The sequence below is a fragment of the Diaphorobacter sp. B2A2W2 genome (assembly GCF_056730635.1).
Genome location: NZ_JBWZOR010000010.1, coordinates 1 through 13,448, shown reverse-complemented (window position 1 = coordinate 13,448; position 13,448 = coordinate 1). Strand labels below are relative to the sequence as shown.

At 69.1% G+C, this 13,448-nt stretch carries 9 protein-coding genes; 7 read left to right on the top strand and 2 right to left on the bottom strand.

Features of this window, described 5'->3' with window-relative positions:
- Window positions 1–2: 2 nt before the first annotated feature.
- A complete protein-coding gene (locus AC1PPL_RS15175) occupies window positions 3–1,220 on the bottom strand; it encodes an MFS transporter (RefSeq protein WP_015912657.1) in 1,218 nt (405 codons plus the stop codon).
- Between the two features lie 115 nt (window positions 1,221–1,335).
- Between AC1PPL_RS15175 and AC1PPL_RS15170 the strand changes: the two genes are divergently transcribed.
- The 4 genes from AC1PPL_RS15170 (at window position 1,336) to AC1PPL_RS15155 (ending at window position 8,556) form a co-directional block, all read left to right on the top strand.
- Complete coding sequence (locus AC1PPL_RS15170) at window positions 1,336–3,318, top strand: DNA topoisomerase IV subunit B (protein WP_015912658.1); 1,983 nt, start codon at window positions 1,336–1,338, stop codon at window positions 3,316–3,318.
- A 40-nt stretch (window positions 3,319–3,358) separates the two neighbouring features.
- A complete protein-coding gene (locus tag AC1PPL_RS15165; RefSeq protein ID WP_479973649.1) occupies window positions 3,359–4,237 on the top strand; it encodes a lytic transglycosylase domain-containing protein in 879 nt (292 codons plus the stop codon).
- The gene (parC, locus tag AC1PPL_RS15160) at window positions 4,234–6,588 is read left to right on the top strand and encodes a DNA topoisomerase IV subunit A (protein ID WP_011804455.1); all 2,355 of its coding nucleotides are present in this window, start codon (window positions 4,234–4,236) and stop codon (window positions 6,586–6,588) included. The genes AC1PPL_RS15165 and parC overlap by 4 nt, the downstream gene beginning before the upstream one ends.
- A 192-nt stretch (window positions 6,589–6,780) precedes the next feature.
- On the top strand, window positions 6,781–8,556 hold the full coding sequence (locus AC1PPL_RS15155; protein ID WP_479973648.1) for a methyl-accepting chemotaxis protein: 1,776 nt from the start codon (window positions 6,781–6,783) through the stop codon (window positions 8,554–8,556).
- A 133-nt stretch (window positions 8,557–8,689) separates the two neighbouring features.
- On the opposite strand, the gene AC1PPL_RS15150 is transcribed toward AC1PPL_RS15155, so the two are convergent.
- Window positions 8,690–9,148: a RidA family protein gene (locus AC1PPL_RS15150; protein WP_011804457.1), complete on the bottom strand. Its 459-nt coding sequence runs from the start codon at window positions 9,146–9,148 to the stop codon at window positions 8,690–8,692.
- A 142-nt stretch (window positions 9,149–9,290) separates the two neighbouring features.
- Between AC1PPL_RS15150 and AC1PPL_RS15145 the strand changes: the two genes are divergently transcribed.
- The 3 genes from AC1PPL_RS15145 to AC1PPL_RS15135 all read left to right on the top strand — a co-directional run.
- A complete protein-coding gene (locus AC1PPL_RS15145; protein WP_479973647.1) occupies window positions 9,291–11,876 on the top strand; it encodes a DNA internalization-related competence protein ComEC/Rec2 in 2,586 nt (861 codons plus the stop codon).
- Between the two features lie 48 nt (window positions 11,877–11,924).
- A complete protein-coding gene (locus AC1PPL_RS15140) occupies window positions 11,925–13,388 on the top strand; it encodes a circularly permuted type 2 ATP-grasp protein (protein ID WP_135147872.1) in 1,464 nt (487 codons plus the stop codon).
- Window positions 13,369–13,448: alpha-E domain-containing protein (locus AC1PPL_RS15135; protein ID WP_479973689.1), on the top strand; the 80-nt coding region annotated here is incomplete at its 3' end. The genes AC1PPL_RS15140 and AC1PPL_RS15135, both read left to right, overlap by 20 nt.

Genomic DNA, 13,448 nt, shown 5'->3' with positions numbered 1-13,448 from the left:
GGTCAGGCCGCCTGAGGGGTGGCGCGCACGATGGCGCCCTCGCGTACGGGCAGGTTCACCAAGCCGGCGAGGATGCCCAACACAATCGCCAGGTACCACACGATGTCGTAGCTGCCCGTGCGGTCATACAGATAGCCGCCCAGCCACACGCCCAGGAAACTGCCGATCTGGTGGCTGAAGAACACGAAGCCGCTGAGCATGGACAGGTGCTGCACCCCGAAGATCTGCGCAACGGTGGCATTGGTGGGGGGCACCGTGGACAGCCACAGTGCGCCGATCACGGCCGAGAACACGTAGACCGACAGCGGCGACAGCGGCACCAGCAGGAAGATGGTGATGGCCACGGCACGGGCGAAATAGATGAACGCCAGGATGTGGCGCTTCGGGATCCGTTGGCCCAGCGAGCCCGCGATATAGGTGCCGAACACGTTGAACAGCCCGATCAGCGCCAGCGCATAGCTGGCCACCTGGGGCGTGAGGCCCTGGTCGCGCAGATAGCTAGGCATGTGCACACCGATGAACACCACCTGGAAGCCGCACACGAAGTAGCCGGCGGTGAGCAGCAGGAAGCTGCGGTAGCGCAGCGCCTCGGCAAAGGCCTCGCCCACGGACTGGGTACGTTTGATGGGGGCGCTGCCATGAAAGCCCGGCTCGCGCAGGCCGAAGGCTAGCGGAACGATCAGGATCACCATGGCCGAGAGCACCAGCAGGGCCTCTTGCCAGCCCAGGCGCAGGATCAGTTGCCCCTCCAGCGGCACCATGAGGAACTGGCCGAACGAGCCCGCCGCAGCGGCCACGCCCATGGCCCAGGAGCGCTTGTCGGCCGGGATCTGCCGGCCCAGCACCCCGTAGATGATGGCGTAGGTGGTGCCCGCCTGTGCAGCGCCGATCAGCACGCCCGTGGTCAGCGAAAACAGCAGCGGCGTGGGAGACAGCGCCATGCCGGCCAGGCCCATGGCGTAGAGCGCTGCGCCGCCGATCAGCACGCGGAAGGCGCCCAGGCGGTCGGCCAGCATGCCGCCAAAGATGCCGAACAGACCCCAGGACAGGTTCTGAATGGCCATGGCCAGGGCAAAGGTCTGGCGTGTCCAGCCCATGTCCTGGGTGATGGGCTGCAGCCACAGGCCGAAGCCGTGCCGGATGCCCATGGACAGAGTAACGATGGCGGCGCCGCAGATCAGCACCTGGGCCATGGACAGTTTTCGGGTTGCGTCGTGCATCCGGCGAATGTAGCGAAAACCCGTTTCGCCTGCTTGGCGCCCCCTGTGCAGCACGCTGGCGGGGCAAGAAAGCGTCACCATCCTGGTTTTATATCCAGCACTACAATCCGCCGCCATGGCAGTCAAACCCGCATCCACCTCCGCCAGCGACTACTCCGAAGGCTCGATCCGCGTCCTCAAGGGACTGGAGCCCGTCAAGCAGCGGCCGGGCATGTACACCCGCACCGACAACCCCCTGCACATCATCCAGGAGGTGCTGGACAACGCGGCCGACGAGGCACTGGCGGGCTTTGGCAAGAAGATCAAGGTGACCTTGCACACCGACGGCTCGGTGAGCGTGGAGGACGACGGCCGGGGTATTCCGTTCGGCCTGCATCCCGAGGAGAACGCACCGGTGGTGGAACTGGTGTTCACCCGCCTGCACGCGGGCGGCAAGTTCGACAAGGGCAAGGGCGGGGCCTACAGCTTCTCGGGCGGCCTGCATGGTGTGGGCGTAAGCGTCACCAACGCCCTGGCCACCCGGCTGGAGGTGGCCACCCACCGCGAGGGCCAGGTGGCGCGCCTGGTGTTTGCGGGCGGCGATGTGACCGAGCCGCTGGCGGCGCGCCCGCTGCAGGCGGGCGAGCGCAAGCAGGGCACCACCGTGCGCGTCTGGCCCGACGCCAAATACTTTGAGTCCAGCAACCTTCCGATGGGCGAGCTGACGCACTTGCTGCGCAGCAAGGCGGTGCTCATGCCCGGCGTTACGGTGCAACTGGTCAATGAAAAGACGCGCGACACCCAGACCTGGCAGTACAAGGGCGGCCTGCGCGACTACCTGGCGCAGACGCTGAGCGCTGACCCGGTGATCCCGCTGTTCGAGGGCGAGGGCTTCGCCGACCGCCACAACGAGAGCTTTGCCGAGGGCGAGGGCGCCGCATGGTGTGTGGCCTTCACCGAGGAAGGCCAGCCGGTGCGCGAGAGCTACGTGAACCTGATCCCCACCAGCGCCGGCGGCACCCATGAAAGCGGCCTGCGCGACGGCCTGTTCAACGCGGTCAAGAGTTTCATCGAGCTGCACTCGCTCCTGCCCAAGGGGGTGAAGCTGCTGCCCGAGGACGTGTTTGCGCGCGCCAGCTATGTGCTGGCGGCCAAGGTGCTGGACCCACAGTTCCAGGGGCAGATCAAGGAGCGGCTGAACTCGCGCGACGCCGTGCGGCTGGTGTCCAGCTTCGTGCGCCCGGCGCTGGAGCTGTGGCTGAACCAGCACGTGGAATACGGCAAGAAGCTGGCCGAACTGGCCATCAAGGCCGCGCAGACACGGCAAAAGGCCGGCCAGAAGGTCGAAAAGCGCAAGGGCTCGGGCGTGGCCGTGCTGCCCGGCAAGCTCACCGACTGCGAAAGCCGTGACCTGGCCTACAACGAGGTCTTCCTGGTCGAGGGCGACTCGGCCGGCGGCAGTGCCAAGATGGGCCGCGACAAGGAAAGCCAGGCCATCCTGCCGCTGCGCGGCAAGGTGCTCAACACCTGGGAGGTCGACCGCGACCGCCTGTTTGCCAACACCGAGGTGCATGACATCTCGGTAGCCATCGGCGTGGACCCGCACGGCCCGAGCGACACCCCCGACCTGTCCGGCCTGCGCTACGGCAAGATCTGCATCCTTTCGGACGCGGACGTGGACGGCTCGCACATCCAGGTGCTGCTGCTCACGCTGTTCTTCCGCCACTTCCCCAAGCTCATCGAGGCCGGCCATATCTTTGTCGCCCGGCCACCGCTGTTTCGCGTGGACGTGCCGGCGCGCGGCAAGAAGCCAGCGGCCAAGGTGTATGCGCTGGACGAATCCGAGCTGGAAAGCATCCTCGACAAGTGCGCCAAGGACGGCGTGCCGCGCGAGAAATGCCAGATCAGCCGCTTCAAGGGCCTGGGCGAAATGAACGCCGAGCAGCTGTGGGAGACCACGCTCAACCCCGACACGCGCCGCCTGCTGCCGGTGCAGTTGGGCACGTTCGACTTCTCCGCCACCGAGGGCCTGATCACCAAGCTCATGGGCAAGGGCGAGGCCGCCGCGCGCCGCGAGCTCATGGAGCTGCACGGCGACCTGGTGGATGTGGACATCTGACGAAGGCACCCTCGCCATGACTGCGCGCCTGGGATACTGTATGCGTAACAGCCTTTTGGGGCTTTTGCGCACGACTGGAATGTGCTGCGCGCTCCTGTTTTTGCAGCAAACCGCGCATGCGGACCTGTGGGCCTTCGTGGACGAGCGCGGGGTGACGCATTTCGCCGCGCAGCAGCTGGACGAGCGTTATGCGCTGTTCTTTCGCGGCAACGACTTCGACTCCGAGCGCGACGGCTCCAACACCGGACGTCAGGGTGCGGCCGATGTCTCCACCGGGCCGGCCAGTCCCTCGGGGGCGCGGCTGCTGGCCTTCTTCGAGGGGTCGCACGACTACAAGCTCGTGCGCCAGCACCTGCGCTCGGCGTCGGCGCGCCATGGCGTGGACTACGCGCTGCTGCAGGCGGTGATCGCCACCGAGTCGGGTTTCAACACCCGTGCGGTTTCGCCGCGCGGCGCCGTGGGGCTGATGCAGCTCATGCCCGCCACCGCCAGCCGCTTCGGCGTGAGCGGCGACGCCAGGCGCTCGGTGGAGCAAAAGCTGGTGGACCCCGCCACCAACGTGGCCGCGGGCACGCGCTACCTGCGCTACCTCATGGATCTCTTCGAGGGCCGCCTGGACTTGGCGCTGGCGGCCTACAACGCGGGCGAGGGTGCCGTGCAGCGCGCCGGCAACCGCGTTCCCGCCTACCGCGAGACGCGCAACTACGTACAGAGCGTGATGGGCCTGTATGCGCTGCTCAAGCCGCCGCTACCGACGCGCAATCAGCGCGCGAACCCCGGGCGCGTGCGCATGGAACTGCCCGCCACGCCCCATTCCCTATCCGATGCCGGTGAGCGCGGCGACGCGCAGCGCATGTCCACACCTGCGCCCACGCGCCTGGCCCGGCAGTCATCGACCGAGTCTGTCTTCACTGAATGAGCGACCAACCCACTCTCGACTTCTCCGCGCCCGCCGACCACGGCGACAGCCTGGAACTGGCCGGCTATGCCCAGCGCGCCTATCTGGAATACGCCCTCTCGGTCGTCAAGGGCCGCGCGCTGCCCGACGTGTGCGACGGCCTCAAGCCCGTGCAGCGGCGCATCCTCTATGCCATGGACCGCATGGGCCTGGGCTACAGCGGGCCAAACCGCAACGTGGCGGCCAAGCCCGTCAAAAGCGCCCGCGTGGTGGGCGACGTGCTGGGCCGCTTTCACCCGCATGGCGACCAGTCGGCCTACGACGCACTGGTGCGCCTGGCGCAGGACTTCAACCAGCGTTACCCGCTGATCGACGGCCAGGGCAACTTCGGCAGCCGCGATGGCGACGGCGCGGCGGCCATGCGCTACACCGAGGCGCGTTTGACCCGCATCGCCGGCCTGCTGCTGGACGAGATCGACATGGGCACGGTGGATTTCGTGCCCAACTACGACGGCAGCACGCAGGAGCCGCGCCAGCTGCCCGCGCGGTTGCCATTCGCGCTGCTCAACGGCGCCAGCGGCATCGCCGTGGGCCTGGCCACCGAGATCCCCAGCCACAACCTGCGCGAGGTGGCCGACGCCTGCGTGGCCTTGGTCAAGAAGCCGCAGCTGAGCGACGAGGAGCTGTTCGCGCTGGTCCCCGGCCCTGACTACCCGGGCGGCGGCCAGATCATCAGCACTGATGCGGACATCCAGGACGCCTACCGCACGGGCCGCGGCAGCCTCAAGGTGCGCGCGCGCTGGAAGATCGAGGACCTGGCGCGCGGCCAGTGGCAGATGGTGGTGACCGAGCTCCCGCCCGGCGTCTCTGCGCAGAAGGTGCTGGAGGAGATCGAGGAGCTCACCAACCCCAAGGTCAAGACCGGCAAGAAGGCGCTCACACAGGAGCAGACGCAGCTCAAGGCCGCGCTGCTGGCGCTGCTGGACGGCGTGCGCGACGAGTCCAGCAAGGACGCGCCGGTGCGCCTGGTCATCGAGCCCAAGACCGGTAAGGTGCCGCAGCAGGATCTCATCACCGCGCTGCTGGCGCACACCAGCCTGGAGACTTCCGCGCCCATCAACCTGACCATGGTGGGGCTGGACGGCCGGCCCGTGCAGAAGTCGCTGCGCGAGATGCTGCAGGAGTGGATCGACTTCCGCCAGACCACCATCACGCGGCGCAGCCAGCACCGGCTGGACAAGGTGCTGGACCGCATCCACATCCTGGAGGGGCGGCAGCTGGTGCTGCTGAACATCGACGAGGTGATCGCCATCATCCGCCAGGCCGACGAGCCGAAGGCGGCGCTGATCGCGCGCTTTCACCTGTCGGACCGCCAGGCTGAGGACATTCTGGAAATCCGCCTGCGCCAACTGGCGCGGCTGGAAGCCATCAAGATCGAGCAGGAGCTGAAAGAGCTGCGCGACGAGCAGGGCAAGTTGGAGGACATCCTCGCCAACCCCGCCTCGCTGCGCCGCCTGATGGTCAAGGAGATCGAGGCAGACGCCAAACTGTTCGGCGATGCGCGCCGCACGCTGATCCAGGCCGAAAAGAAGGCCGTGGCCGAGGTCAAGGTGCTGGACGAACCCGTCACCGTGGTGGTGTCCGAAAAGGGCTGGGTGCGTGCGCGCCAGGGCCACGGGCACGAGGCGGGCAGCTTCGCCTTCAAGTCGGGCGACGGCCTGTACGGCACCTTTGAGTGCCGCACGGTGGACACGCTCATCGTCTTCGGCAGCAACGGGCGGGTGTACTCGGTGGCCGTGTCCAGCCTGCCGGGCGGGCGTGGCGACGGCCAGCCCATCACCACGCTGATCGAGCTGGAGGCCGGCACGCAGCCGGTGCACTACTTCGCCGGACCGGCCAACGCAGCGCTGCTGCTTGCAGGCTCGGGCGGCTATGGTTTCCTGTCCACCGTGGAGCACATGACCGCACGCAACCGTGGCGGCAAGGCCTTTGTGAACCTGGGTGAGGGCGAACGCCTGTGCCGCCCCTCGCATGCGGCGTTCACCAGCGGCAGCCAGCCGCTGGCGCCCGCCACCCATGTGTGCTGCGCATCCGTGGGTGGGCGAGTGCTCACGTTTGAGATCGCCGAACTCAAGCTCATGGAAAAGGGCGGCCGCGGGCTGATGCTCATCGACCTGGAGCCCAAGGACCAACTGGCCGGCGCGGCGGCCTACACGCGCAGCGTGCGCTTCGTGGGCGTGGGCCGTGGCGGCAAGCCGCGCGAGGAGCAACTGGAGATCCGCTCGCTCAACAACGCGCGCGCGGCGCGCGGGCGCAAGGGCAAGGCGGCCGACTTGGGTTTCAAGCCGTCCGACGTGCTGCGCGTGGAGTGATTCAAAAACAATAGCTGGTCGCGCTTGCTGGTACAAGCTTTTACGGATAAAAGCCGTTGAAGTTCCGGTGTAGAAAGCGCGAGAAGCTATTTTTTTGATAGCGATAGTATGTCGCGTGGGCGGCGGGGCTTCTTTGTTGCGTTTGGTAGCATTCTCGCAACCCCGCCATAACGAATTCCAGGAGCCCACCCCATGAGATCGCTGCGCATTTCCCACAAACTCTGGCTCGCCGTGGGCTGCATCGTGCTGGCCCAACTGACCGTCGTGGGCGTGGCTGGTGTGCGCTCTGCCAGGGCGCAGGCCGAATCCGACGCCTTGAGCCGCGAGATGACGCAGCGCGTGCAGACGGCCACACGCTGGGCCGGCCTGACCGAGACCAATGCGGCCCGCACGCTGGCGCTGGTGCTCAGCACCGACGCCGTGGTGGAGCAGGCGTTCAAGGGCGACATTGCCGCCACCTCGGCGCGCATCAGCGAACTGCAAAAGGGGCTGGAAGCCATGGCCCTCACGCCCGCCGACCGCGAGCAGATGGGGCGCATCGCCACCGCGCGCAAGGCCATGATCGATCTGCGCAACCAGGCCCGCCAGCTCAAGGACGCCGGCAGCCATGATGAGGCGGTGCGCCTGGCGCAGCAGTCCTACGTGCCCGCCGTGGCCACCTATCTGGGCACGCTGCAGGATTTCGTGCGCATGCAGGAGCAGACCGCCCAGGCGCGCCAGGCGGAGATGGCCGCCACGCGCATGCTCACGGTGAAGCTGGCGGCCGCGGCCGCAGCCGTGATGCTCGTGGCCATCGTGCTGGGGGCGTATTTCCTGATCCGCAGCATCCAGCGCCCGCTGGCCGAGGCCAACGCGCTCGCGGCGCGCGTGGCGGACGGCGACCTGCGCGAGCAGGCGGTGGATGTGCAGCGTGGCGATGAATTTGGCGAGCTGCTGCGTTCGCTGGCGGGCATGCGCGACTCGCTGGCGCGCATGGTGCAGGAGGTGCGCCACACCACCGACAGCATTGCCGTGGCCAGCGCGCAGATCGCCACCGGCAACCAGGACCTGTCCGCGCGCACCGAATCCACCTCCAGCAACCTGCAGCAAACCGCCGCGGCCATGGAGGAGTTCACCAGCACCGTCCAGCACAGCGCGGCGACGGCGGGCCAGGCCAGCCAGCTGGCCGGCGGCGCGAGCGACGTCGCGCGCCGCGGCGGCAGCGTGGTGGGGGAGGTGGTGTCCACCATGGACGACATCCAGCACAGCAGCCGCAAGATCGCCGACATCATCGGCGTCATCGACGGGATCGCCTTCCAGACCAACATCCTGGCGCTGAATGCGGCCGTGGAGGCCGCGCGCGCCGGTGAGCAAGGCCGGGGCTTTGCCGTGGTGGCGGGCGAAGTGCGCAACCTGGCGCAGCGCTCGGCATCGGCCGCCAAGGAGATCAAGGACCTGATCAGCGACTCGGTGGGCCGCGTGGAAAGCGGCTCGCGCTTGGTGCACAGCGCGGGCTCCACCATGCAAGAGGTGGTGCAGTCGGTGCAGCGCGTGGCCGACATGATGGGCGAGATCACCGCCGCCGCCACCGAGCAAAGCGCGGGCATCTCGCAGGTGAACCAGGCCGTGGGTCAACTGGACCAGATGACGCAACAGAACGCGGCGCTGGTGGAGGAGAGCGCCGCCGCGGCGCAAAGCCTGCGCGAGCAGGCCGATCACCTCACGCGCGTGGTGGCAGCATTCCGCATCGATGGCGCGGTAGCTGCTGTGCCGCCAGCCGCACGCCCCGTGCCGGCCGCTCCACAGGCACGTTCCATGCCGGTGGCACCTGTGGGCAAGGCCCCCGCCGCGCCCCGCGCGGCGGCAGTGCCGGCACGGGCGCCGGCGCAGCGCGTGGCGGCCCCCCTGCGTGCGGCTGCTGCACCTGCCGCCGCCGCACGGCCTGCGGCACTGGCCCAAGGTGGTGAGGACGATTGGGAGTCCTTCTGATCCGCGTGCGGTCGCACACCTTGCGCTGACGGGGCGCCTTGCTTGCCACGCGGGCGCGCGGGGCTGGCTCCTTCACCTTCCGCATGCCGCGACGAGCGCACGCGGGAGGCTGGGAAAGAACGCGGTGCGCGGCTTAGGCCAGCTCGGCGATCAACTCGATCTCCACGCAGGCACCCAGGGGGATCTGTGCCACCCCAAAGGCGCTGCGCGCGTGCTTGCCCTTGTCGCCGAACACTTCGCCCAGCAGTTCGCTGGCGCCGTTGGTCACCAGGTGCTGCTCGGTGTAGTCGCCCGTGGAGTTCACCAGGCTCATCACCTTCACGATGCGCTGCACGCGGTTCAGGTCGCCGCCGGTGGCCGCATGCAGCGTGCCCAGCAGGTCGACGGCCACGGCGCGCGCGGCGGCCTTGCCTTCCTCGGTGGTGATGTCGCGGCCGAACTGCGCGGCCCAGGGCTTGCCGTCCTTGCGGGCAATGTGGCCGCTCAGGAACACCAGGTTGCCGGTCTGCACATAGGGCACGTAGGCGGCGGCGGGCACGGCCACGGGGGGCAGGGTGATGTTGAGTTCCTTCAGCTTGTCGTAAACGCTCATGGCAATCCTTGAAAACGAGGGCGGGCGCGGCACGGCCCGGGAAGCGCGCCCACGGCCGCCGACGCGGCGTGGGACCGGGCGAGTGTTGCACATCGCCACGCCGGCGGAGCGTCCACCGCGTGCGTTCGCATAGCATGCGGCCATGGACCAGTGGGCGCCCGAAGGGCCACAGCACCAGCAGGGAGGGAGCACCGCCGCGCGGGTGGCGACGGCGTCCGCTCGCGTGCCGGTCGCTCGCGTGCCTGTGGTGCGGGCCTGGCATCTGCCCGTTGCGCTGGCTGCGGGGGTGGTGGGCGTGGCGCTGCAACTGCAGCAGCCTGCGCTGTGGCCCTGGCCGTCCTATGCGGGGTTGATGGTTGGCGCGCTGCTGGCGGCCGGGGGGCTCGCCTGGTGGGCCGGTGTGCGCGGCCCGCGCCGCTGGCACGGCAGCGGCGTGGCGATTCTGGCCGCGGTGCTGATGTACGGGCTGTGCGGCATGCGCGCTGCGGTCTTCCTGGAGCAGTCTCTGGCGCCGGCGCTGGAGGGGCGTGATCTGCGCGTGACGGGCGTGGTTGCCGCCATGCCGCAGCCGCGCGAGACCGGGTTGCGCCTGCGGCTGGAAGTGGAGACGGCGCAACTGGACGGTGCGCCCGTGCGTGTGCCGCCGCTTATCGACCTGACCTGGTATGCCGGCGGGCTGGGTGGTGAGGCAGGCGCGGACAATCCACCGCCCGCTGTGCGCGCCGGTGAACGCTGGCGCCTGACCGTGCGCCTGAAGGCGCCGCACGGCGGGCGCAATCCGCACGGCTTCGATTACGAGCTGTGGCTGTGGGAGCAAGGGGTGCAGGCCACGGGCTACGTGCGCACCAGCGCGCGGCTGGATGCGCTGCACGGCCCGCCTGAGCGGCTGGGCGCCACCTGGCGCCACCCCGTGGAGCAACTGCGCCAGCGAGTGCGCGACGCCATCGTGCGCACGCTGGTGGACCCTGCGCAGGATGCAGCCCGCCAGCGTGCGGCCGGGGTGGTGGCGGCGCTGGTCACGGGCGACCAGCGCGCCATCGAGCGGGCGGACTGGGATGTGTTCCGCGCCACGGGCGTGGCCCACCTCATGAGCATCTCGGGGCTGCACATCACGCTGTTTGCCTGGCTTGCGGCCGCACTGCTGGACCGGGCCTGGCGCCGCTCGCAACGCCTGTGCCTGGCCGTGCCCGCGCCCACGGCGGCGTTGGTGGGCGGTGTGCTGCTGGCCGCTGCCTATGCGCTCTTCAGCGGATGGGGCGTGCCCGCGCAGCGCACGGTGTGCATGTTGGCCACTGTGGCGCTGCTGCGCCTGTCGGGGCGGCGCTGGCCCTGGCCGCAGGTGTGGCTGCTGGCCTGCGCGGTGGTGCTGGCGGTCGATCCGTGGGCGCTACTGCAGCCGGGCTTCTGGCTGAGCTTTGTGGCCGTGGCCGTGCTGTTTGCTACTGATTTGGGAGCTGCTAGCGCTTATCCCGTGGGCGTTACAGGCCGTTTTTATGCATTGCTTCGAGAACAGTGGGTGGTGACGCTGGCGCTCACGCCCCTCACGCTATTGCTGTTCGGGCAGGTTGCGCTGGTGGGGCTGCTGGCCAATCTGGTGGCGATTCCGTGGACCACGCTGGTGGTCACGCCGCTGGCGCTGCTGGGGGTGCTGTGGGCGCCGCTGTGGCAGGCGGCGGCGTGGTGCGTGCAGGCGTTGTCGGTGTTGCTGCAGTGGCTGGCAGCCTGGCCCTGGGCGCAGGTCGCTTTGCCCATGGCCCCGCTGTGGGCCGGCGCGGCAGCCGTGACCGGCGGCGTATTGCTGGCGCTGCGCCTGCCGTGGGGCGTACGTGCCCTGGGCCTTGCGCTGCTGCTGCCGGCGCTGTGGTGGCAGCCCGCGCGCCCGCAGCCGGGGCAGTTCGAGCTGCTGGCCGCCGACGTGGGCCAGGGCCAGGCCGTGCTGGTGCGCACGGCGCGCCATGCGCTGCTGTACGACGCCGGCCCGCGCTACCACCAGGACAGCGACGCGGGCGAGCGCGTGCTGGTGCCCCTGCTGCGCGCGCTGGGCGAACGGCTGGACCTGCTGGTATTGAGCCACCGCGATACCGACCACACCGGCGGTGCCGCGGCAGTGCTGGCGCAACAGCCGCAGGCACGCCTGCTGGGGTCGATTGAGGCCGACCATGCACTGCAGGCCCTGCGGCCCGCTGAGCCTTGCCTGGCAGGCCAGCACTGGAACTGGGACGGCGTGCTTTTCGAAGTGCTGCACCCGCCGCGCGATGCGGGCGATGTGCCGGGCGCCCGTGCGCCGACGTCCAACGCCACGAGCTGTGTGCTGCGCATCGCAGCCGCGCGGACCAGTGACAACACCGGCGGTGCGGTGGCCCTGCTGGTGGGCGACATCGAGCGCGCGCAGGAACAGGCGCTGGTAGATGGCGGTGCCGCGCTGGCGGCAGACCTGCTGCTGGTGCCGCACCATGGCAGCAAGAGCTCGTCCAGCGCGCCATTCCTGGATGCCGTGCAGCCGCGCACCGCGCTGGTGCAGGCCGGCTACCGCAACCGCTTCGGCCACCCCGCGCCCGACGTGGCGGCGCGCTACCAGCAGCGCGGCGTCTTGCTCGTGCAGTCGCCGCCCTGCGGCGCGGCGCGTTGGGTATCCGATGCGCCGCTGGCCGTGCACTGTGAACGAGAGGCCACGCGGCGCTATTGGCACCACCGCGTGCCCGAGGCGTCACTTTTGCCGCAGCCGTAGCGTTGCCGGGCCTGCAACTTGCTATCCTGGGTGCAGGAGGCACGCCGCATGCAGCAGTTCGACGAGATGTACACCGTGCTGCCCTTCGGGGGCAGCGACGTGCGGGCGCACTACCGGCATTACGGCCAGTGGCTGGCGCAGCAGCCGGCCGACGCCATGCAGGCCCGCCGCGCGCAGGCCGAGGTGATCTTCCGCCGCGTGGGCATCACCTTCGCCGTGTATGGCGACAAGGACGAGGAGGGCGCCGGGACCGAGCGGCTGATCCCCTTCGACCTGATTCCGCGCATCATCCCCGCGCAGGAATGGCGCCGCATGCGGCGCGGCCTGGTGCAGCGTGTCACGGCGCTCAACCGCTTCATCCACGACATCTACCACGGCCAGGACATCCTGCGCGCAGGCATCGTGCCTGCCGACCTGATCCTGGCCAATGCGCAGTTCCGCCCCGAGATGGTGGGCCTGGACGTCCCGCAGGACGTGTACGCGCACATCGCGGGCATCGACCTCGTGCGCGCGCCGGGCGCGGATGGCGAGGGCATCCACTACGTGCTGGAGGACAACCTGCGCGTGCCGTCCGGCGTGTCGTACATGCTGGAAAACCGCAAGATGATGATGCGGCTGTTTCCCGAGCTGTTTGCGCTGCACAAGGTGGCCCCCGTGGCGCACTATCCCGACCTGCTGCTGGACACGCTGCGTGCCAGCGCGCCGGCCTGGAGCAGCGCCGACCCCACCGTGGTGGTGCTCACGCCCGGCATGCACAACAGCGCCTATTTCGAGCACGCCTTCCTCGCGCAGCAGATGGGCGTGGAGCTGGTCGAGGGCCAGGACCTGGTCGTCAAGGACAACGTCGTCTACATGCGCACCACGCGCGGCCTGCAGCGCGTGCATGTCATCTACCGGCGCGTGGATGACGACTTCCTCGACCCACAGGTGTTCCGGCCCACCTCCACACTGGGCTGCGCGGGGCTCATGCAAGCCTACCGCGCGGGCAACGTGGCCATCTGCAACGCCGTGGGTACGGGCATTGCGGACGACAAGTCGGTGTACCCGTACGTGCCCGAGATGATCCGCTTTTACCTGGGCGAGCAGCCCATCCTGGCCAACGTGCCCACCTGGATGTGCCGCCGCCCTGAAGACCTGCAGTACGTGCTGGGCCATCTGCCGGAGCTGGTGGTCAAGGAGGTGCATGGCGCGGGCGGCTACGGCATGCTCATCGGACCCGCGGCCACGCGCGCCCAGATCGAGGCCTTCCGCGCCGCGCTCATCGCCAATCCCGCGGGCTACATCGCCCAGCCCACGCTCTCGCTCTCGACCTGTCCCACCTACGTGGATGCGGGCATCGCGCCGCGCCACATCGATCTGCGGCCCTTCGTGCTCAGTGGACAGAAAGTGCAGATGGTGGCCGGCGGGCTCACGCGCGTGGCGCTCAAGGAGGGCTCGCTCGTCGTCAACTCGTCGCAGGGCGGCGGCACCAAGGACACCTGGGTGCTGGGGGATGAGGATGGAGGTCAATGAGATGCTGAGCCGCACTGCCGACCATCTGTTCTGGATGTCCCGCTACACCGAGCGGGCAGA

Coding starts and splice junctions, on each gene's coding strand:
- AC1PPL_RS15175 (WP_015912657.1), bottom strand. CDS start 1,220: ATGCACGACGCAACCCGAAAACTGTCCATGGCCCAGGTGCTGATCTGC.
- AC1PPL_RS15170 (WP_015912658.1), top strand. CDS start 1,336: ATGGCAGTCAAACCCGCATCCACCTCCGCCAGCGACTACTCCGAAGGC.
- AC1PPL_RS15165 (WP_479973649.1), top strand. CDS start 3,359: ATGCGTAACAGCCTTTTGGGGCTTTTGCGCACGACTGGAATGTGCTGC.
- parC (WP_011804455.1), top strand. CDS start 4,234: ATGAGCGACCAACCCACTCTCGACTTCTCCGCGCCCGCCGACCACGGC.
- AC1PPL_RS15155 (WP_479973648.1), top strand. CDS start 6,781: ATGAGATCGCTGCGCATTTCCCACAAACTCTGGCTCGCCGTGGGCTGC.
- AC1PPL_RS15150 (WP_011804457.1), bottom strand. CDS start 9,148: ATGAGCGTTTACGACAAGCTGAAGGAACTCAACATCACCCTGCCCCCC.
- AC1PPL_RS15145 (WP_479973647.1), top strand. CDS start 9,291: ATGGACCAGTGGGCGCCCGAAGGGCCACAGCACCAGCAGGGAGGGAGC.
- AC1PPL_RS15140 (WP_135147872.1), top strand. CDS start 11,925: ATGCAGCAGTTCGACGAGATGTACACCGTGCTGCCCTTCGGGGGCAGC.